Source organism: Dactylosporangium vinaceum (assembly GCF_019904175.1).
GTDB lineage: Bacteria > Actinomycetota > Actinomycetes > Mycobacteriales > Micromonosporaceae > Dactylosporangium > Dactylosporangium vinaceum.
In genome coordinates this window covers 6,980,379-7,004,122 of sequence record NZ_CP061913.1, presented here as the reverse complement: position 1 = coordinate 7,004,122, position 23,744 = coordinate 6,980,379, and the positions used below count along the sequence as shown (strand labels likewise).

Sequence of the window (23,744 nt, the reverse complement as noted above, 5' to 3'; positions counted from 1 at the left end):
GCCGTGCGCGGCCGACTGCATGTGATGCTGTCGAAGCTCGACAAGCTGCGCACAGATGTATCGGCAACGGCCACCTCGATGCAGTTCGACACCGACGACGACCTCTTCACGTTCATCCATGAGGAGCTCGGTCGGGCATGAGGTGAGCCCGGCATACGGGTGAGGTTGTCATGAACGAAGACAAGCTCCGGGACTACCTGAAATGGGTCACCGGTGACCTCGCCCAGACCCGCCAGCGCCTCCGCGAACTGGAGACCGCGCAGCAGGAGCCCATCGCGATCGTGGCGATGGGCTGCCGCTTCCCCGGCGGCGTGCAGAGCCCCGAACAGCTGTGGGAGCTGCTCGCCGGCGGCGGCGACGCGCTCGGCGGGTTCCCGGACGACCGCGGCTGGGACCTGGGTGCGCTGTTCGACGACGACCCGGACCGCTCCGGCACCACCTACACCCGGGTCGGCGGCTTCCTCGACGGGGTCGCCGACTTCGACGCCGACCTGTTCGGCGTCTCCCCCCGCGAGGCCCTCGCCATGGACCCGCAGCAGCGGCTCCTGCTGGAGACGGCCTGGGAGACGTTCGAGCGGGCCGGCCTCGACCCGAAGCGGCTGCGCGGCAGCGCGACAGGGGTGTTCATCGGCACGAACGGGCAGGAGTACCTCAACCTGCTCACCCGGGCCGAGGAGAACGTCGAGGGGTACCTCGGCACCGGCAACGCGGCGAGCGTCGTGTCCGGCCGCATCTCCTACACGTTCGGCCTGGAGGGCCCCGCCCTCACCGTCGACACCGCGTGCTCCGCGTCGCTCGTCGCGCTGCACCTGGCCGCCACCGCCCTGCGCCGCGGCGAGTGCAGCCTGGCCGTCGCCGGCGGCGCCACCGTCATGTCCACCCCGGGCGTGTTCGTCGAGTTCGCCCGCCAGCGCGGCCTGGCCCCGGACGGGCGCTGCAAGGCGTTCTCCGACGACGCCGACGGCACCGGCTGGGGCGAGGGCGTCGGCCTGCTCCTGCTGGAGCGGCTCTCGGACGCCCAGCGGCACGGCCACCCGATCCTCGCCGTCGTCAAGGGCAGCGCCGTCAACCAGGACGGCGCCTCCAACGGGCTCACCGCCCCCAACGGCCCGGCCCAGCAGCGGGTCATCCGGGCCGCGCTGAGCGCCGCCGGCGTCGCCGCGACCGAGGTCGACGCGGTCGAGGCCCACGGCACCGGCACCGCCCTCGGCGACCCCATCGAGGCCCAGGCCCTCCTGGCCACCTACGGTCAGGGCCGCGAACCCGGACGGCCGCTGTGGCTCGGCTCGATCAAGTCGAACATCGGGCACACCCAGGCCGCCGCGGGCGTCGCCGGCATCATGAAGATGGTCCTCGCGATGCGCGCGGGCGCCCTCCCGGCGACACTGCACGTCTCCCGCCCGTCCTCCCACGTCGACTGGTCCGGCGGCGCCGTCGAGCTGCTGACCGAGCACCGGCCGTGGCCGGCCGCCGAGCACCCGCGCCGGGCCGGTGTGTCATCGTTCGGCATCTCCGGCACCAACGCCCACATCATCCTCGAAGAGGCTCCGGCCACCGAGCCGGCCGAGGTGCACCGGGCGGTGCTGCCGGTGGCTCCGCGGCCGGTGTCGGCGCACAGCGCGGCCGCGCTCGACGCGCAGGTCGCCGCCGTCCGTGCCCTGGACGCCGACCCCGTCGACGTCGGCTTCGCGCTCGCCACCACCCGGGCCCAGTTCGACCTGCGGGCGGTGCTGCTCGGCGAGACGCTGGTGCGGGGCGAGGTCCGCGAGGGCCGCTCGGCGATGCTGTTCACCGGCCAGGGTGCGCAGCGGGCGGACATGGGTCGCCGGTTGTACGAGGCGTTCCCGGTGTTCGCCGCCTCGTATGACGCGGTGTGTGATCGCATCGCTGGTTTGCGGGATGCTGAGGATCTGGATCAGACGCGGTGGACGCAGCCGGCGTTGTTTGCGTTCGAGGTCGCTGTTTTCCGGTTGTTGGAGTCGTGGGGCCTGCGGCCGGACTTCCTGTTGGGGCATTCGATCGGGGAGTTGGCGGCGGCGCATGTTGCTGGGGTGTGGGATCTGGATGGCGCGTGCCGGATTGTGGAGGCGCGTGGCCGCCTGATGCAGGCGCTGCCCGCTGGTGGGCAGATGATTGCGGTGCAGGCCGATGAGGCGACCGTGCGGGCGGCGTTGGTGGAGGGTGCTGAGATCGCGGCGGTGAACGGGCCGGATTCGGTGGTGTTGTCGGGTGATGTGGAGCAGGTTGCGGCGTCGCTGGGTGTGAAGTCGCGGCGGCTGAATGTGTCGCATGCGTTCCACTCGGCGTACATGGACGGGATGTTGGAGGAGTTCCGGGCTGTGGTGGCGTCGGTGCCGGCGCGGGCTCCCGCCATCCCGGTGGTGTCGAATGTGACCGGGGATCTGGGCGCTGATCTGACCGATCCGGATTACTGGGTGCGGCAGGTTCGGCAGACGGTTCGGTTCGCCGACGGGGTGGAGGCGCTGCGGCGGGCGGGTGTGTCGCGGTTCCTGGAGGTCGGGCCGGATGGGGTGCTGGCCGCGCTCGTCGAGGACGGGATCGCGGTGGCGCGGAAGGGGCGCGACGAGGCTGAGACGCTCATGGCCGCCGTCGGCCGGGCCTACACCCGGGGGTGGGCGCCGGACTGGGCGAAGGTGTTCGGTGCTGCGGCGCCTGTTGCGCTGCCGACGTATCCGTTCCAGCGGCGGCGGTACTGGCCGACGCTCAAGCACTCCGCGGACCCCGTCGACGGGTGGCTCTACCGGATCAACTGGGTGCCGCTGACGGTGCCGGCCGCCCCGGGTGACGGGGTGATTGTCGAGGTCCGTGACGCGGTCGAGGCGCTCGCGGCGGTGCAGCGGCATGACGGTGCGCCGCTGTGGTGTGTGACCCGGGGCGGCGGCTCGGACGATGTGTGGGGCTTCGGCCGGGTCGCCGCGCTTGAGTATCCGGATCGGTGGGGTGGGCTTGTCGACCTGCCGGCGGAGCCATCGGAGGCGGATCTGGACATGCTGGCCCGGGTGGTCGGTGGGGTTGAGGATCAGGTGCGGATCCGGGACGGTGTCGCGTACGGGCGCCGGCTGGTTCGGGCGGTGCCGGACGGGAGCCGGTGGCGGCCGCGGGGGACGGTGCTTGTCACCGGGGGGTCCGGTGCGCTCGGGCGGCATGTGACGCGGTGGTTGGTTGAGCACGGGGCGCAGCGGGTGGTCGTGGCTGGGCGGCACAGTGAGCCGCCGTGCGATGTGTCGGATCGTGATGCGGTGTTTGCGTTGGTGGAGCGGGTGCGGCCGGATGCGGTGGTGCATCTTGCGGGGGTGCTTGATGACGGGGTGATCGAGGGGTTGACGGCTGAGCGGTTGCGTTCGGTTGCGGCGGCGAAGGTCGATGGTGCGCGGTATCTCGATGAGGCGACGCGTGGGCTGGGCTTGGACGCGTTTGTGCTGTTCTCGTCGTTCGCTGGTGCTGTGGGGTCGGCTGGGCAGGCGAACTACGCGGCGGCGAATGCGGCGCTTGACGGGGTGGTGCGGGCGCGGCGGGCGGCGGGGCTGCCGGCCGTGGCCATCGCGTGGGGGACCTGGGGTGGCGACGGGATGGCCGGCGACGCCGAGGTCGCGGCCCGGCATCGGCGCGGCGGGGTCCGGCCCATGGCGGCCGAGCGGGCGGTGACCGCGCTGGAGCGGCTGGCCGTCGGGGCCGAGGCGGCGCCGATCGTCGCCGACATCGACTGGGACCGGTTCGGCTCGGCGTTCACCGCCAACCGGGCCGCTCCGCTCCTCGACGAGCTGCGGGCGCGGGCCGACAGCGCACCGGCGGCCGAGTCCGGGCTGGCCGAGCGGCTCCGGGGGTTGCCGGCCGGCGACCGGGAAGGGGTCCTGCTCGGGCTCATCCGCGAGCGGGCGGCGGCCGTGCTCGGGCACGCGGACCCGAACGCGATAGGTGCCGACCGGGCCTTCCGGGACCTCGGCTTCGACTCGCTCACCGCCGTCGAGTTCCGCAACGCGCTCGCCGCGGCGACCGGCGGGACCGGACTGCCGTCCACGCTCGTGTTCGACTATCCGACACCGGCCGGGCTGGCTCGGCACCTGGTGGCGGAGCTGCTCGGCGGTGGCGACGCGGCCTCCGGCAGTACCACCGCGCAATCGGCATTCGACGAGCCGATCGCCGTCGTCGCCATGGCGGGCCGGTTTCCCGGTGGCGTGACGACCCCGGAAGCGTTCTGGCAGCTGCTCGCCGACGGGCGCGACGGGTTGACGACGTTCCCCGACGACCGGGGATGGGATCTGGACGGGCTGTTCGACAGCGACCCGGATCGGGTCGGCACGTCGTACACGCGGGTCGGTGGGTTCCTCGACGACGTCGGCGGCTTCGACGCCGGGTTCTTCGGGGTGTCGCCGCGCGAGGCGCTCGCAATGGACCCGCAGCAGCGGCTGCTGCTGGAGACCGCGTGGGAGGTCTTCGAGCGCGCCGGCATCGACCCGGGTGCGCTGCGGGGCAGCCCCACCGGGGTGTTCGTCGGCACCAACGGGCAGGACTATCCGGCAGTGCTCGCGGCCGGGGCGGAGAACGTCGAGGGCTACCAGGGCACCGGCAACGCGGCGAGTGTCGTGTCCGGGCGCATCTCGTACTCCTTCGGGTTCGAAGGTCCCGCCATCACGATCGACACGGCGTGCTCGGCGTCGCTCGTCGCCGTGCACCTGGCCGTGCAGTCGCTGCGCCGCGGTGAGTCGAGCCTGGCCGTCGCCGGCGGCGTCACCGTCATGTCGACGCCGGGGCTGTTCATCGAGTTCAGCCGGCAGCGCGGGCTCTCGGTCGACGGGCGGTGCAAGGCGTTCTCCGACGACGCCGACGGCACCGGCTGGGGTGAGGGCGTCGGCCTGCTGCTGCTGGAGCGGCTCGACGACGCCCGGCGGCTCGGGCACCAGGTGCTGGCCGTGGTCCGGGGGAGCGCGGTCAACCAGGACGGCGCCTCCAACGGCCTGACGGCGCCGAACGGGCCGTCGCAGCAGCGGGTGATCCGCGCCGCCCTCGCCGACGCGGGGCTGCGGCCGTCCGACGTGGACGCGGTCGAGGCCCACGGGACCGGGACCAGTCTCGGCGACCCGATCGAGGCGCAGGCGCTGCTCGCCACCTACGGGCGCGACCGGGACGAGCCGCTGTGGCTCGGGTCGGTGAAGTCGAACATCGGCCACACCCAGGCCGCCGCCGGGGTCGCCGGGCTGATGAAGATGATCCTCGCGCTGCGGCACGAGACACTGCCCAAGACGCTCCACCTCACCGAGCCGTCGTCGCACGTCGACTGGTCCGCCGGCGCCGTGTCGCTGCTCACCGAGTCCCGGCCGTGGCCCGCGACCGGGCGGCCGCGCCGGGCCGGTGTCTCCTCCTTCGGCGTCTCCGGCACCAACGCCCACATCATCCTCGAGGAGGCGCCCGCACCCGACGCCGCACCGGAGGCCACCGAGCCGCCGGCCGCCCTCGCGTGGCCGCTCTCGGCCCGCAGCGAACCGGCGCTGCGGGCCCAGGCCGCCCGCCTCCTCGACCTCGACGCTCTCGACCCGGCCGCTGTCGGGCGGGCCCTGAGCACCACCCGGGCCGCGCTCGAACACCGGGCCGTCGTCGTCGGTGCCGACGCCGCTACGCTGCGACAGGCCCTGGCCGACTTCGCCGGGGGTACCCCGACCGCCGCCGTCGTCACCGGCCGCGCCCGGCCCGCAGGCAAGGTCGCGTTCCTGTTCCCCGGCCAGGGCTCGCAGTGGGCCGGCATGGCCCTCGGCCTGCTCGACACCGAACCCGTCTTCGCCGCGCACATCGCCGACTGCGAAACGGCCCTCGCCCCGCACACCGGCTGGTCGCTGACCGCGGTCCTGCGCGGCGAGCCCGGCGCGCCGCCGCTGGAGCGGGTCGACGTCGTCCAGCCGGTGCTCTTCGCCGTCATGGTGTCTCTCGCCGCGCTGTGGCGGTCTCGGGGTGTCGAGCCCGACGCCGTCGTCGGGCACAGCCAGGGGGAGATCGCCGCCGCGTACGTCGCCGGAGTCCTCGGCCTCGACGACGCCGCCCGGGTCGTCGCCCTGCGCAGCCGGGCCCTGCTCGCCCTGTCCGGCCGCGGCGGGATGCTGTCGGTCGCCGCACCCCTCGCCGACGTGCGCGCGCGGATCGCCCCCTGGGACGGGCGGATCAGCGTCGCCGCGATCAACGGCCCGGCCGCCGTCGTCGTGTCCGGTGACGCCGACGCGCTCGACGCCCTCGCCGCCGCCTGCACCGCCGACGGGCTGCGGGCCCGCCGCGTCGACGTCGACTACGCCTCCCACTGCGCCCACGTCGAGGCGATCCGCGACACCCTCCTCGACGTGCTCGCCCCCGTCACGCCCGGCCCGGGCACTGTGGCGTTCCACTCGACGGTCGGCGGCCCGTGCGACGCCGCCGTCGGCTCGGCCGGCTACTGGTACGCCAACCTGCGCAACACCGTCGCCTTCGAGCCCGCCGTGCGGTCCCTCGCGGCCGCCGGCTACACGGCGTTCGTCGAGGTCAGCCCGCACCCCGTCGTGTCCGTCGCGGTCCAGGCGACCCTGGAGGACGCCGGCGTCGAGGCGACGGTCACCGGCACCCTGCGCCGCGACGACGGCGGACCCGAGCGGTTCCTCGCCGCCGTCGCCCAGGTGTGGGCCGACGGCGGCCGGGCCGACCTCGCCGGCCCCGGCGCCGGCACGGTGGCGCTGCCGACGTACGCGTTCCAGCACGAGCGGTACTGGCCCACCCCGGCCCCGGCCCGGACCGCCGCCGCGACCCGGGACGACCGGTTCTGGGACGCGGTCGAGCGGGCCGACGCCGCCGGGCTCGCCGCGGCCCTCCACGTCGAGCACACCACCGTCGAACCCCTCCTGCCCGCGCTCGCCGCCTGGCACCGCGAGGAGCGCACCCGGGCCGCGGCTGACGGGTGGCGGTACCGGATCAGCTGGAAACCCCGGCCCCCGGCCGCGGCACCCCGGCCCGCGGGTCGCTGGCTCCTCCTGCTGCCCGACGGCGTCGCCGCGCCGCCAGTCGCCGACGAGCTCACCGCCCTCGGCCTCGACCTGCACGTGGCACACGTCGACGCCACCACGGCCCGGCGCGAGGACCTCACCTTCGACGGGGCCGCCGGCATCCTGTCGCTGCTCGCGCTGGACGAGCGGCCCCGGCCCGACGCGCCCGGAGTGCCCGCCGGTGTCGCCGCCACGCTCCTGCTCGCCCAGGCCCTCGGCGACACCCGCTTGTGGACGGTCACCAGCGGAGCCGTCTCCACCGGGCCGGGTGACCCGCTGCGCGCGCCCGACCAGTCGGCCGCGTGGGGTCTGGGCCGGGTCATCGGCCTCGAGGAGCCGGCCCGCTGGGGCGGCCTCATCGACCTGCCGGCCGACGTCGACGCCAACACCGTGCGCCGCCTGGCCGCCGTGCTCACCGCGGACGAGGACCAGCTCGCGATCCGCGACGGCGGTACGTTCGTACGGCGGCTGGTGCCCGCTCCCGCCCCGGCCGGCGGGGCCGAGTGGCGGCCTCGCGGCACCACGCTCATCACCGGCGGCACCGGCGCGCTGGGCGGGCTCGTCGCCCGGGCCCTCGCCGCCCGCGGCGCCGAGCGCCTCCTGCTCGTCAGCCGCCGCGGCCCCGACGCCCCGGGAGCGGCCGAGCTCGCCGGGGAGCTCACCGCCCTCGGGACCACCGTGGCCATCGAGTCCTGCGACCTGGCCGACCCCGACGCCGTCGCCGCCCTGGTCGCCGCAGCCGACCGCGACGGGCCACCGATCCGCGCCGTCGTCCACGCCGCCGGCCTGCCGCAGTCCCAGCCGCTGCCCGGCATGAGCCTCGCCGACTTCGCCGCCGTGTACTCCGGCAAGGCGGCCGGTGCCCGGCACCTCGGCGCGCTGCTGGCCGGCCGCGACCTCGACGCGTTCGTCCTGTTCTCCTCGATCGCCGCCGCCTGGGGCAGCGGCGGGCAGGCCGCCTACGCGGCCGGCAACGCCGTCCTCGACGCCGTCGCCCAGCAGCTGCGCAGCGCCGGGGTCCCGGCCACCGCCGTGCAGTGGGGCGCCTGGGCCGACCACGGCATGGCCGCCGACCCCACCGCCCGCGACGGGCTGCTGCGCCGCGGCATCCGGCCCATGCCGGCCGAGGCCGCCCTCGCCGCGCTCCTCGGCGCCGCCGCCGGACGCGAGGCCGTGGTGACAGTCGCCGACGTCGACTGGGCCCGGTTCCTGCCGGCGTTCACCGTCGCCCGGCCCAGCCCGCTGCTGACCGACCTGGCCGGCCCCGCCTTGGCCGCCGCCCCGGCCGGGCCCGGTGCCGGCCCGCACGCCGGCAACGCGCTGCGCGAGCGGCTCGCCCCGATGCCCGCCGCCGGGCGCGCGGCCGCCCTGCTCGACCTGGTCCGCGCCGAGGCCGCCGCCGTGCTGCGGCACACCGGCACCGGCGCCATCGAGGCCGCCCGGCCGTTCCGTGAGCTCGGGTTCGACTCGCTCACCGCCGTCGAGCTGCGCAACCGCCTCAACGCGGCCACCGGGCTGACGCTGTCGGCGACCCTGGTCTTCGACCACCCGACCGCGAAGGCCGTGGCCGGGCACGTCGGCGACGAGCTGTTCGGGGCGGCCTCGGCGGACGCCGTCCGGCCCGCGGCCGCCGCCGACGAGCCGATCGCGATCGTGGCGATGAGCTGCCGGTTCCCGGGCGGGGTGGCCTCCGCCGAGGACCTGTGGCGGCTCGTCGCGGCCGGCACCGATGCGGTGTCGGCGATGCCGGGGGACCGCGGCTGGGACATCGACGGGCTGTACGGGGACGAGCGCGGGGGGCGTAGCAGTACCACCACCGAGGGCGGCTTCCTCGACGGCGCCGCACTGTTCGATGCCGGCCTGTTCAACATCTCGCCGCGCGAGGCGCTCGCCATGGACCCGCAGCAGCGGCTGCTGCTCGAGACGTCGTGGGAGCTGTTCGAGCGGGCCGGGGTCGACCCCGGTGTCCTGCGGGGCAGCGCCACCGGGGTGTTCATCGGGGCGTCGCCGTCCGGCTACGCCGCCGGCCTCACGACGGTCCCCGACGAGCTCGCCGGGCACCTGCTGACCGGCAACTCCGGCAGCGTGCTGTCCGGGCGGCTGTCGTACACCTACGGGCTCGAAGGGCCGGCCGTCACCGTCGACACCGCCTGCTCGTCGTCGCTCGTCGCCCTGCACCTGGCCGTGCAGGCACTGCGCCGCGGCGAGTGCACCATGGCCGTCGCCGGCGGTGTCACCGTCATGGCGACGCCCGGCGTCTTCGCGGAGTTCAGCCGGCAGGGCGGCCTGGCCGCGCAGGGCCGTTGCCGGGCATTCGCCGACGACGCCGACGGTACCGGCTGGGGCGAGGGCGTCGGCCTGCTGCTCGTCGAGCGGCTCAGCGACGCCGAGCGGCTCGGGCACCCGGTGCTCGCGGTCGTCAAGGGCACCGCCGTCAACCAGGACGGCGCCTCCAACGGGCTCACCGCCCCGAACGGGCCGGCGCAGCAGCGGGTCATCCGGGCCGCGCTCGCCGACGCCGGGCTGGCCCCGGCCGACGTGGACGCCGTCGAGGCACACGGCACCGGCACCGCGCTCGGCGACCCGATCGAGGCGCAGGCGCTGCTGGCGACCTACGGCCAGGACCGCACCGAGCCGCTCTGGCTGGGCTCGGTCAAGTCGAACATCGGGCACACGCAGGCCGCGGCCGGGGTCGCCGGGGTCATCAAGACCGTGATGGCGCTGCGCCACGGGCGGCTGCCGCAGACGCTGCACGCGGCCACGCCGACGTCCAAGGTGGACTGGTCGGCGGGGGCGGTCGCGCTGCTCAGCGCCGGCCGCGACTGGCCCGACGCCGGGCGTCCGCGGCGCGCCGGGGTGTCGGCGTTCGGGGTCAGCGGCACCAACGCGCACGTCATCATCGAGGGCGCTCCGGAGCTGCCGGCCGTCCTGCCGCCGGCCCGGGTGCCGCTGCCGGTGGTGCCGTTGCCGGTGTCGGCGCGCAGCGCGGCGGCCCTCGACGCGCATGTCGCACGTGTCCGCTCGCTCGACGCCGACCCGGTCGACCTCGGATTCTCGCTCGCCACGACGCGGGCGCAGCTGGAGCGGCGGGCGGTGCTGCTCGGCCCGGCCGTGGTACGCGGGCAGGTCCGCGAGGGCCTGTCGGCGATGCTGTTCACCGGCCAGGGTGCCCAGCGGGCGGGGATGGGTCGCCGGTTGTACGAGGCGTTCCCGGTGTTCGCCGCCTCGTATGACGCGGTCTGCGACCGCATCGACGGTTTGCGGGATGCTGAGGATCTGGATCAGACGCGGTGGACGCAGCCGGCGTTGTTCGCGTTCGAGGTGTCGGTCTATCGGTTGCTGGAGTCGTGGGGTCTGAAGCCCGACTTCCTGTTGGGGCATTCGATTGGGGAGTTGGCGGCGGCGCATGTCGCCGGGGTGTGGGACCTGGATGGTGCGTGCCGGATTGTGGAGGCGCGTGGCCGCCTGATGCAGGCGCTGCCCGCTGGTGGGCAGATGATCGCGGTGCAGGCCGATGAGGCGACCGTGCGCGCCGCGTTGGTCGAGGGTGCTGAGATCGCGGCGGTGAACGGGCCGGACTCCGTGGTGCTGTCGGGCGACGTGGAGCAGGTTGCGGCTGCGTTGGGGGTGAAGTCGCGGCGGCTGAATGTCTCGCATGCGTTCCACTCGGCCTACATGGACGGGATGTTGGAGGAGTTCCGGGCTGTGGTGGCGTCGGTGCCGGCGCAGGCTCCCGCGATTCCGGTGGTGTCGAATGTGACTGGGGATCTGGGCGCGGACTTCACGGATCCGGATTACTGGGTGCGGCAGGTGCGCGGGACCGTCCGGTTCTTCGATGGTGTGCAGGCGCTGCAGCATGCGAATGTCAGCCGGTTCCTGGAGGTCGGGCCGGACGGGGTGCTGGCGGCGCTGGTCGAGGACGGGATTGCGGTGGCGCGCCGCGACCGGGACGAGGCCGAGACGCTGATGGCGGCTGTCGCGCGGGCGCATGTGAGCGGGTGGTCGCCGGACTGGGTGAAGGTGTTCGGGCCCGCGGCCGTCGTCGAACTGCCTACCTACCCGTTCCAGCGGCAGCGGTACTGGCTCGAGCCCACGACCACCGCCACCGACCCGGCCGCGTTCGGTCAGCGCGCGACCGAGCACCCGCTGCTCGGCGCGGCCGTCCCGGTGGCCGGCGGCGACGGCGTCCTGCTGACCGGGCGGGTCGCGCTGCGGAGCCATCCGTGGCTGGCCGAGCACGTCGTCCACGGCGTCGCCTACATCCCCGGCACGGTCCTCGTCGACCTGGCCGTCCGCGCCGGCGACGAGGTGGGCTGCGACCGCGTCGAAGAGCTGATCGTCGAGGCGTCGCTGCCGGTACCCGCGGACGGCTCCCTCGAACTGCAGGCCGCCGTCGGCCCGGCCGACACCGGCGGCGCCCGCACCGTCACCCTGTTCAGCCGGGTCGGCGCCGGCCCCTGGACCCGCCACGCCCACGGCACCCTCAGCCGCGGACCGGGCCGCGACCCCGGCGCCCTCGCCCAGTGGCCGCCGGCCGGGGCCGAACCCCTGGCCGTCGACGAGCTGTACGAGCGGTGGGCCGAGGCCGGGTTCGCGTACGGGCCCGCGTTCCGCGGGCTGCGCGCCGCCTGGAAGAGCGGCGGCTCGGTCTACGCCGAGGTCGAGGTCCCGGCCCAGCCCGGCGACGACGGCTTCGGGCTGCGGCCCGCCCTGCTGGACGCCGCCCTGCACCCGCTCGCCCTCGGCGCCCTGCCCGGCCTCGACGGCGACCTGCTGCCGTTCGCCTGGAGCGGCTTCACCCTGCACGCCGCCGGGGCCACCCGGCTGCGGGTGCGCCTGAGCCCGGCCGGCCGCCCCGGCGCCGTCGCCCTGCTGCTCGCCGACCCCACCGGCGCGCCCGTCGCCAGCGCCGACGCCCTCGTCCTGCGGCCCACCGGCGGCCCGGCGACGGCCGCCGAGGCCACCCGCACCGGCAGCGGCGCCACCGCACCCGCGCGCCGCCGGGCCGCGGCCACCGCCGCACCGGACCCCGCGGCCGAAGCCGGTGACGGGCTCGCCGGGCGCCTCGCCGCGCTCACCGACGCCGACGGGCTCCGGCTGCTCACCGACCTGGTCCGCGCGCAGACCGCGGGCGTGCTCGGATACGCCGACCCGGGCGAGGTCGACGCCGACCAGCCGTTCAAGAACCTCGGCGTCAACTCCCTCACCGCTGTCGAGCTGCGCAACGCCCTCACCGAGGCGACAGGCCTGCGGCTGCCCGCCACCCTGGTCTTCGACAGGCCCACGCCGGCCGCCGTCGCCGAACACCTCCGGGCCGAGCTGCTCGGCACCGCCGACGACGGGCCGACCGAGGTGCTCGCCCCGGCCACCGTCGACGAGCCGATCGCGATCGTCGGGCTCAGCTGCCGATTCCCCGGCGGTGTGCAGGGCCCGGACGACCTGTGGGACCTGGTGCTGTCCGGCGGCGACGCGATCACCGGCTTCCCGGCCAACCGCGGCTGGGACCTCGAAACGCTCTACGACCCCGACCCGGACGCGCCCGGTACCTGCTACGCGCAGGGCGGCGGCTTCCTGCACGACGCCGGCGACTTCGACCCCGCGTTCTTCGGCATCTCGCCCCGCGAGGCGCTCGCCATGGACCCCCAGCACCGCATCCTGCTGGAGATCGCCTGGGAGGCCCTCGAACACGCCGGCCTCGACCCGGCGGGCCTGCGCGGCAGCCCCACCGGCGTCTTCGCGGGCGTCACCTACCAGGACTACGTCGGCCTGCTCATGCTGGCCAAGGAGCGGGCCGAAGGGCTCATCGGCAGCGGCAACTCGTTCAGCGTCCTGTCCGGCCGCATCGCCTACACCCTCGGCCTGGAGGGCCCGGCCGTGTCCGTCGACACCGCCTGCTCCTCGTCGCTCGTCGCGCTGCACTGGGCCATCCAGTCGCTGCGGGCCGGCGACTGCAACCTGGCCCTCGCCGGCGGCGTCACCGTCATGTCCACCCCGGTCTCGCTCATCGACTACAGCCGCCAGCGGGCCCTCGCCCCCGACGGGCGCTGCAAGCCCTTCTCGGCCGCGGCCGACGGCGCCAGCTGGTCCGAGGGGGCCGGCCTCGTCGTCCTGGAACGGCTCTCCGACGCCCGCCGCAACGGCCACCGGGTGCTCGCCATCGTCCGCGGCAGCGCCGTCAACCAGGACGGCGCCTCCAACGGGCTCACCGCCCCCAACGGGCCGGCCCAGCAGCGCGTCATCCGCCGGGCCCTGGCCGGAGCCGGCCTGGCCCCCGCGGACGTCGACGCGGTCGAGGCGCACGGGACCGGTACCCCCCTCGGCGACCCGATCGAGGCCCAGGCGATCCTGGCCACCTACGGCCAGCAGCGCGAGCCCGGCCGGCCCCTGTGGCTCGGCTCGCTCAAGTCGAACATCGGCCACCCGCAGGCCGCGGCCGGCATCGGCGGCATCATCAAGATGGTGCAGGCGCTGCGCCACGGCGTCCTGCCGCCGACCCTGCACGTCACCGAGCCGTCGCCGCACGTCGACTGGGCCGCCGGGGACGTCGAGCTGCTCACCGAGGCCCGGCCGTGGCCCGAGACCGGCCGCCCGCGCCGGGCCGCCGTGTCGTCGTTCGGCATGAGCGGCACCAACGCCCACGTGATCCTGGAGGAGCCTTCGCCGGCCCCGGCGGCCGAGCTGTCACCCGCCGACCTGCCGGTGGTGCCGCTGCCGGTCTCGGCGCGGACGCCGGCGGCGCTCGACGCCCAGCTGGCCCGGCTCGATGCGACAGCCGCGCCGAGCGTGGACCTCGGGTTCTCGCTGGCGACGACCCGGTCGCAGTTCGAGCACCGGGCGGTCCGGCTGGGCTCCGCCGTGGTGCGCGGCCAGGTGCGCAAGGGGCGCTCCGCGATGCTGTTCACCGGTCAGGGTGCCCAGCGGGCGGACATGGGCCGCCGGTTGTACGAGGCGTTCCCGGTGTTCGCATCGTCGTATGACGCGGTGTGTGATCGCATCGCTGGTTTGCGGGATGCTGGGGATCTGGATCAGACGCGGTGGACGCAGCCGGCGTTGTTCGCGTTCGAGGTCGCTGTCTTCCGGTTGTTGGAGTCGTGGGGCCTGCGGCCGGATTTCTTGTTGGGGCATTCGATTGGGGAGTTGGCGGCGGCGCATGTTGCTGGGGTGTGGGATCTGGATGGTGCGTGCCGGATTGTGGAGGCGCGTGGTCGGTTGATGCAGGCGTTGCCGTCGGGTGGGCAGATGATTGCGGTGCATGCCGATGAGGCGACTGCGCGGGCGGCGTTGGTGGATGGTGCTGAGATTGCGGCGGTGAACGGGCCGGATTCGGTGGTGTTGTCGGGTGATGTGGAGCAGGTCGCGGCTTCGCTGGGTGTGAAGTCGCGGCGGTTGAACGTGTCGCATGCGTTCCATTCGGCGTACATGGATGGGATGTTGGAGGAGTTCCGGGCTGTGGTGGCGTCGGTGCCGGCGCAGGCTCCCGCGATTCCGGTGGTGTCGAATGTGACAGGGGATCTGGGCGCGGACTTCACGGATCCGGATTACTGGGTGCGGCAGGTTCGGCAGACGGTTCGGTTCGCGGATGGGGTGGAGGCGCTGCGGCGGGCGGGTGTGTCGCGGTTCCTGGAGGTCGGGCCGGATGGGGTGCTGGCGGCGCTGGTCGAGGACGGGATTGCGGTGGCGCGGCGGGACCGGGATGAGGCGGAGACGCTGATGGCGGCTGTCGCGCGGGCGCACGTCACCGGGTGGTCGCCGGACTGGGTGAAGGTGTTCGGGAACGCGGCGGTGGTGGAGCTGCCGACGTACCCGTTCCAGCGGCAGCAGTACTGGCCGACGATCGAGCACCCCACTGCCGGTGCCACAGGCGCCGCCGACCCGGCCGACGCGCAGTTCTGGGACGCCGTCGAGCGGGCCGACACCGTCGCGCTCGGTGCGACACTGCAGCTGGACGCCGATGCCTTCACGACGGTCCTGCCTGCGCTCGCGGACTGGCGCCGGCGCCGCGGTGAGCAGTCCACCGTGGATGCCTGGCGCTACCGAATCCAGTGGCGGCCCAGCGACGAGCCGCCGGCCACGCTCCGCGGGACCTGGCTCATCCTGCACCACGGACCGGCAGCCGTCCTCGACACCGTCGCCGGCGGGCTGCGCAGTGCCGGCGCCACCGTGACGACCGCCGACCCCGGAGCCGACCTGCGGGCGGCCCTGCTCGGCGCCGGCGCCGTGGACGGGATCGTCTCGCTCCTCGCCACCGGTGCGGACCGCACCACCAGCCCCGCGGCCGAGACCGCCGAGCTCGTGCAGGCGCTCGCCGCGCTCGGGATCGCGGCGCCGCTGTGGTGCGTGACGAGCGGCGCCGTCTCCATCGGCCCGTCCGACCCGCTGCGCGACCCCGAACAGGGCGGCGTCTGGGGCCTCGGGCGCGCGGCCGCCCTCGAGTACCCCCGCAGCTGGGGCGGGCTCGTCGACATCCCGGCCGACCCGGACGAGCGGGCCGCCCGCCGCCTCGCCGGGGTCCTCGCCGCCGGCGCCGGTGAGGACCAGGTCGCCGTGCGCGCGTCAGGGGTCTTCGTGCGGCGCCTCGTCCACGCCCCCGCCCCGGCGGCCGAAGCCGAGTGGCGCACCGGCGGTACGGCGCTCATCACCGGCGGCACCGGCGCGCTCGGTGCGCACGTCGCCCGGGCCCTCGCCGGGCTCGGGGCCGAGCACCTGGTGCTCACCAGCCGCCGCGGCGGCGACGCACCCGGGGCGGCCGCACTCACCGAGGAGCTGACCGCGCTCGGTGTGCGCGTCACCGTCGCCGCCTGCGACATCGCCGACCGGGCGGCCGTGGCCCGGCTCCTCGACGGGCTGAGCGACCTGCGGGTCGTCGTCCACGCGGCCGGCGTACCCCAGTCGGCAGTGCTCGACGGGATGTCCGCTGACGACTTCGCGGCCGTCTACGGGCCCAAGGCGGCCGGGGCGATCCACCTCGACGAGCTGACCGCCGGGCGCGACCTCGACGCGTTCGTGCTGTTCTCGTCGATCTCGGCCACCTGGGGCAGTGGCGGGCAGGCCGCCTACGCCGCGGCCAACGCCGTGCTCGACGGGATCGCCCAGCGCCGGCGCGCGGCCGGGCGGGCGGGCACCGCCGTCGCCTGGGGTCCGTGGGGCGGGGGCGGCATGGTCACGGCCGAGGAGGGGACCGAGGAGTTCCTGCGCCGCCGCGGTCTGCGCGTGCTCGACCCGGCCCGGGCGCTCACCGCCCTGCGCGGCGCGCTCGCGCTCGGCGAGGCGTCGGTCACCGTCGCCGACGTCGACTGGGGCCGGTTCGCGCCCGGGTTCACCGGCAGCCGGCCCAGCCCGCTGCTCGGCGACCTGCCCGAGGTCGCCGCGCTCAACGCCGCCGACGACCCGGCCGCCCTGGCCGCGGCCGGCAGCCAGCGGGAGCGGCTCGCGGGGCTGTCGCTCGCCGAGCGGACCGCGGTGCTGCTGGACCTCGTGCGGGCCGAGGCCGCGGCTGCCCTCGGCCACGCCGCCGCGGACGCCGTCGATGCCGAGCAGGCGTTCCGTGACCTGGGGTTCGACTCCCTGACCGCCGTCGAGCTGCGCAACCGGCTCAACACCGCGACCGGGCTCAAGCTGCCCGCGACGCTGCTGTTCGACCACCCGAGCGCCACCGCGCTCGCCGCGCACCTCGCCGGTGAGTTCGGCGGCGGGGCGGCCGACGCGCCGGCGGTGGCCGAGGCCGTGGGTGCACGTACCGACGAGGCCATAGCCATCGTGAGCATGAGCTGCCGGTTCCCCGGCGGTGTCGGCTCACCCGAGGCGCTGTGGGACCTCGTCGTCGGCGGCGGCGACGCGGTGACGCCGTTCCCGACCGACCGCAACTGGGACACCGCCGCGCTCTACGACCCCGACCCGGACCACGCCGGCACCTCCTACGTCCGCGAGGGCGCGTTCCTCGACGGCGTCGCCGACTTCGACCCACAGTTCTTCGGCATCTCGCCGCGCGAGGCGCTCACCATGGACCCGCAGCAGCGGCTGCTGCTCGAGGTCGCGTGGGAGGCGTTCGAGCGGGCCGGCATCGACCCGGCGGCCGTGCGCGGGCGGCGCATCGGCGTCTTCGCCGGCACCAACGGGCAGGACTACATCGCCACCCTCGCCGCCGCGTCCGCGTTCGACGAGGGCTACGTCGGCACCGGCAACACCGCCGCTGTCATGTCCGGCCGGATCTCCTACACGCTCGGCCTGGAAGGTCCGGCCGTCACCGTCGACACCGCCTGCTCCTCGTCGCTCGTCGCCATGCACTGGGCGGCCCAGGCGCTGCGCAACGGCGAGTGCGAGCTGGCCCTGGCCGGCGGCGTGACGGTCATGACCACGCCCGGCTCGTTCATCGCCTTCAGCCGCCAGCGGGGCCTCGCCGGCGACGGGCGCTGCAAGGCGTTCTCCGACGACGCCGACGGCACCAACTGGGGCGAGGGCGCCGGCCTGGTCCTGCTGGAGCGGCTCTCCGACGCGCAGCGCAACGGCCACACGATCCACGCGGTCATCCGGGCCGGCGGGGTCAACCAGGACGGCGCCAGCAACGGGCTCACCGCCCCCAACGGCCCGGCCCAGCAGCGGCTCATCCGCCAGGTCCTCGGCACCGCCGGCCTGCGCCCGGGCGACGTCGACCTGCTCGAGGCGCACGGCACCGGCACCGCGCTCGGCGACCCGATCGAGGCCCAGGCGCTGCTGGCCACCTACGGGCAGGAGCGCGACCCGGACCGGCCGCTGTGGCTCGGCTCGGTGAAGTCGAACATCGGCCACACCCAGGCCGCCGCCGGCGTCGCCGGGGTCATCAAGGCCGTGCTGGCGCTGCGACACCGGGTGCTGCCCCCGACCCTGCACGCGGCCACGCCGTCGCGGCACGTCGACTGGTCCGCCGGCGACGTGCGGCTGCTCACCGCCGCGGCCGAGTGGACGAGCCCCGGCGCCGGGCCTCGGCGCGCGGGCGTATCCGCGTTCGGCATCAGCGGTACCAACGCGCATCTGATCCTCGAAGAGGCGCCCGCCGTGGAGTCAACGGCCGCCGTCGAGCCGGAGGGGCCCTTCGCCTGGGTGCTGTCCGGCCGCGGCGAGGACGCGCTCACGGCCCAGGCCCGGGCCCTCGCCGAGCACCCGCAGGAGCACCCCGGCGCCGTCGCGGCCACCCTCGCCACCGCGCGGGCGCTGCTGCCGGACCGGGCCGCCGTCGTCGCCGGTGACCGCGACACGTTCGCGGCCGCGCTGGAGGCCGTCGCCACCGGGGCCGGCCACCCGGCCGTCGTGCGGGCCGAGGCCGCCCCGGCCGGGCGGACCGCAGTGCTGTTCACCGGGCAGGGCGCCCAGCGCGCCGGGATGGGCCGGGAGCTGTACGCGCGGTACCCGGTGTTCGCCGCCGCGTTCGACGCCGCCTGCGCCCGCTTCGACACGACCCTCGACCGGCCGCTGCGCGACGTCGCGTTCGAGGGCGGACCCGACCTGCACCGCACCGGCTACACCCAGCCCGCGCTGTTCGCGTTCGAGCTGGCCCTGTATCGCCTCGCCGAGTCGGCCGGCCTGGTCGCCGACGCTGTCCTCGGCCACTCCATCGGCGAGATCGTCGCCGCCCACGTCGCCGGCGTCTTCGACCTCGACGACGCCTGCCGCCTCGTCGCCGCCCGCGCCGCGCTCATGGAGGCGCTGCCCGAGGGCGGGGCGATGGCCGCCGTCCAGGCCGGTGAGGCCGAGGTCGCCGCGCTGCTCGACGACGGCGTCGCCGTCGCCGCCGTCAACGGGCCGGCCGCGGTCGTCGTGTCCGGTGACGCGGCCGGCGTCGAGCGGATCGCCGCCCACTTCACCGCCGCGGGCCGGCGGGTCCGGCGGCTGCAGGTCAGCCACGCGTTCCACTCGCCGCGAATGGACGGCATGCTCGCCGAGTTCGGCCGGGCCGCCGCGGCCGTCACCTACGCGCCGCCGCGGATCGCGGTGGTGAGCAACGTCAGCGGCGCGCTCGCCACGGCCGCCGAGCTCACCGACCCGCAGTACTGGGTGCGGCACGTGCGCGCGGCAGTGCGCTTCGCCGACGGCGTCACCGCCCTGCACGACGCCGGCTACACCCGCTTCGTCGAGTGCGGCCCCGACGCCGTCCTCACCGCCATGGCCGCGGAAAGCCTGCCCGGCGACGCGCTGCGGGTCGCGCTGTCCCGGCGCGACCGGCCCGAGGCGGAGGCGTACCTGCGCGGCCTGGCCCACCTCGTCGTCGCCGGCGCCGGCGCGAGCCTGCGGGCCGCGTTCGCCCCGGCCGGGGTGGCCCCGGCCGACCTGCCCACGTACCCGTTCCAGCGCACCCGCTACTGGCCGCGCCCCGGCGCCGCGGCCGGCACCGACAACGCCACCGGCCACCCGCTGCTGGGCACCGCCGTCGCGCTCGCGGCCGACGACACCGTCCTGCTCACCGGGCGGCTGTCACTGCGCACCCACCCGTGGCTGGCCGACCACGCCCTGCCCGGTGCCGTGATCGTCCCCGGCACCGCGCTGCTGGAGATGGCGCTGCGGGCCGGTGAGGAGGCCGGCTGCCCCGGGGTCGAGGAGCTGACCCTGGCCGCGCCGCTGGCGCTGCCGTCCGACGGGGCGGTCGAGGTGCAGGTCCACGCGGACGCCGCCGACGAGACGGGCCGCCGCCGGGTCACCGTGCACGCCCGCGAGGCCGACGGTGACGAGTGGACGCTGCACGCCACGGGTGTGCTCACCGTCCCGGCCGCGGAGCCGCTGCCGCGGGACTGGCCCGTCGCCGGTGCGACAGCAGTCCCGCTCGACGGCTTCTACGAGCACCTGGCCGAGTCCGGGTTCCGCTACGGGCCGGTGTTCCGCGGCCTGCAGGCGGTGTGGCGGGCCGGCGACGACGTCTACGCCGAGGTGGAGCTGCCCGCACCGGCCGGCGGGGACGCCGCCGGTTTCGCCGTCCACCCGGCACTGCTCGACGCGGCGCTGCACGCCGTCGCGTTCACCGGGCTCGGGCGCACCGACCGCGGGCGGCTGCCGTTCGCCTGGACCGGGGTGACGGTGCACGCGAGCGGGGCCACCCGGCTGCGGGTCACCATGCGCACCCTGGGGCCCGACGCCGTCTCCCTCGACGTCGCCGACCCCGCCGGCCGGCCCGTGGCCAGCGTGGACTCGCTGACGCTGCGGGAGCTGGCGGCCGCGCCGTCGACGTTGCCGCCGGACCTGCTGCGGCTCGACTGGCCGGCGCTCAGCCTCATCCCGGCCGGCCCCGGACCCCGGCGGTGGGCCGTGGCCGGCGAGGACCCGCTCGGCTTCGGTGCGGCGGCCGACGCGGCCGGTGTCCACCTCGAGTCCTACGCCGACCTCACCGCGCTGGCCGCCGCGGCCCGCGCCGGCACCCCCGTCCCGCCGGTGGTGTTCCACATCAGCCGGGGCGACGAGGACGTCCACGCCCTGACCGCCCGCGCCCTCACCGCCGTCCAGCAGTGGCTCGCCGAGCCCGCGTTCGCCGCCGCCCGGCTGGTGTTCCTGACCCGGGGGGCCGTCGGCGACGACGTGCGCGACCCGGCCGCCGCGGCCGTCGGCGGCCTCGTGCGCGCCGCCCGCACGGAGAACCCGGGCCGCTTCGCCCTGGTCGACCTCGACGCGTCGCCCGAGTCGCTGGCCGCTCTGCCGGCCGCGCTGGACAGCGGCGAGGACGAGGTACTCCTCCAGCACGGCACGGCCCGCGTCCCCCGCCTGGTCCGGGCCGGCGGTCCGGACGAGCTGGCCGTGCCGGCCGGCGCGGACGCGTGGCGGCTCACGGTCGGCGCCCAGGGCACGCTGGAGTCCCTCGAGCTGCAGCCCGTCACGGACGTCACCGGGCCGCTGCGCCCCGGCCAGCTGCGGCTGCGGGTCCGGGCGGCCGGCGTCAACTTCCGCGACGTCCTCAACGCCCTGGGCATGTACCCGGGCGAGGCCGGCGCGCTCGGCCAGGAGGGTGTCGGCGTCGTCACCGAGGTCGGGCCGGACGTCGCCGGGTTCGCGGTCGGCGACCGGGTCATGGGCATGTTCCCGGGCGCGTTCGGCCCCGTCGCCGTCGCCGACCACCGCATGGTCGTCGCCGTGCCGGCCGGCTGGTCCGACGCGCAGGCGGCCTCGGTGCCGCTGGTCTTCCTCACCGCCTACTACGCCCTCGTCGAGCTCGGTGACCTGCGCGCCGGGCAGCGGGTGCTCGTCCACGCGGCCGCCGGCGGCGTGGGCATGGCCGCCGTGCAGCTGGCCCGCCACCTCGGCGCCGAGGTCTACGCCACCGCGAGCCACGGCAAGTGGGGCGTCGTGCACGGCCTCGGGGTCGCCGCCGACCGGCTCGCCTCCTCCCGCACCCTCGACTTCGAGGCGACGTTCCGCGAGCGCAGCGCGGGGGAGGGCGTCGACCTCGTCCTCAACGCGCTCGCCCGCGACTATGTCGACGCGTCGCTGCGCCTGCTCCCGCGGGGCGGACGTTTCCTGGAGATGGGCAAGACCGACGTCCGCGACGCCGACGCCGTGGCCGCCGCCCACCCGGGCGTGCACTACCGCGCGTTCGACCTCATCGAGGCCGGGCCCGCGCGCATCGGCGCCATGCTGCGCGACCTCGTCGAACTGTTCGATGCGGGGGTACTGCACCCGCTCCCCGTCACCGCGTCCGACGTGCGCCGGGCCCGCGACGCCTTCCGCTACATCAGCCAGACCCGCCACGTCGGCAAGGTCGTGCTCACCCTGCCGGCACCGTGGCGCCCCGACGGCACCGTCCTGGTCACCGGCGGCACCGGCGGCCTCGGCGCCGACACCGCCCGCCACCTCGTCACGCACCGCGGCGTCCGGCACCTGCTGCTGGCCAGCCGCAGCGGACCGGCCGCCCCCGGCGCGACCGAGCTGCGGGCCGAGCTCGAGGCCCTCGGTGCGGCCGTCACCGTCGCCGCGTGCGACGTGGCCGACCCCGATGCCGCGGCCGCACTGCTCGCCACGGTCCCGGCCGAGCACCCACTGACCGCGATCGTGCACACCGCCGGCGTCCTCGACGACGCGACCGTCAGCACCCTGGACGCCGGGCGGCTCGCCGCCGTCCTGCGCCCGAAGGCCGACGCCGTGCGCAACCTCGACGCGCTCACCGCGGGCACGGACCTCGCCGCGTTCGTCGTCTACTCCTCCGTCTCGGGCCTCATGGGCGGGGCCGGGCAGGGTAACTACGCCGCCGCGAACGCGTTCCTCGACGCGTGGGCGGCCCACCGGCAGACCCGCGGGCGGCCCGCCACCGCGATCGCCTGGGGGCCGTGGTCGACCGGCCGCGGCATGACGAGCGAGCTGACCGACGCCGACATCGCGCGGATGTCCCGCGGCGGGCTGCTGCCGCTCGACGCCGAGCGGGGCCTGGCCCTGTTCGACGCGGCCGTCGACCGGGCGGCGGCGGTGGCCGTACCGCTGCGAATCGATGCAGGTGCTTTGCGGGAGCTCGGTGAAGCCGCCGCTCCCGTCCTGTGTGGCCTCGTCCGTGGCCCGGCCCGGCGTACCGCGGCCAAGACCGGCGCCGCACCCGCCTCCCTGCGCGACCGTTTGGCCGCCCTTTCCGCTGCCGAGCGCGACGCGCTGCTGCTGGACACCGTGCGCACCCAGGTCGCCACCGTGCTCGGCTTCACCACCCCGGACGCGGTACCGGCCGGCAAGAGCCTCCTCGAAACCGGGTTCGACTCGCTGACCGCTGTCGAGCTGCGCAACCGGCTCGGCGCCGCCACCGGCCTGCGGCTGCCTCCCACGTTGGTGTTCGACCACCCGACGCCGGCCGCGCTGACCGCGCACCTGCTGGCCGAACTGGGTGACCTCGGGCATGCCGCGCCGGCGGCCGGCCCCGAAGTGCCCGACGGTGCGGTGGCGCGGGAGGACGGTATCGGCGCGCTGTTCCGCGAGGCATGCCGCAACCGGCAGGTCGACCAGGGCTACGCGCTGCTGCGCAGCGCCGCCGCCCTGCGCCCGACGTTCAAGTCCCGCGCCGACTTCGGCCGCGAGCTCCAGCCGGTCAAGCTCGCCTCCGGCCCCGCGGACCGGCCGGTCCTGGTCTGCTTCAGCTCGTTCGTCGCGCTCGCCGGCGTGCACCAGTACGCCCGCCTCGCCGCCGGATTCCGGGAGAGCTTCGACGTCTGGGCGCTGTCGGTGCCCGGGTTCCGGGCCGGGGAGCGGCTGCCGGTGAGCTCGGAGACGGTGACCGGCATGCAGGCCGAGCTGGTCGCCGAGTGCGTCGGCGACCGCCCCGCGGTGCTGCTCGGCTCCTCCGGCGGCGGGCTGCTCGCCCACGCCGCCGCGGCCCGGCTGCGCGAGCTCGGCCGCCCGGCCGCCGGCGTCGTGCTGCTCGACACCTACCCGGCGACCGAGGACTCGCCGCTGGCGAAGTTCCAGGCCGAGCTCATCGACGGCATGTTCGACCGGCAGGGGCTGTTCACGCACCTCGACTCGGCCCGGCTGACCGCCATGAGCTGGTACTTCGACCTGTATGCGGGCTGGCGGCCGGCGTCGACGGCGACACCGACGCTCCTGCTGCGCTCGTCCGAGCCGATCGTCGCGGCCGGCCCCGACGGGCCGTACCGCCCCGAGGACTGGCAGACGTCCTGGTCGGACGCGGACACGATCCTCGACGTGCCCGGAAACCACTTCACGATGATGGAGCACCACGCCGGGACGACCGCTGACGCGGTCCGGCAGTGGGTCGGGCGCGCGATCGCGCCGGAAAGGTAG

The 23,744-nt window shown here is 75.8% G+C and carries 1 protein-coding gene; it reads left to right on the top strand.

The features are described from left to right. The first annotated feature begins 170 nt into the window (after window positions 1-170). Window positions 171-23,744 (top strand): type I polyketide synthase, encoded by a 23,574-nt coding sequence (locus tag Dvina_RS54600; protein ID WP_246655433.1) that lies wholly within the window; start codon window positions 171-173, stop codon window positions 23,742-23,744.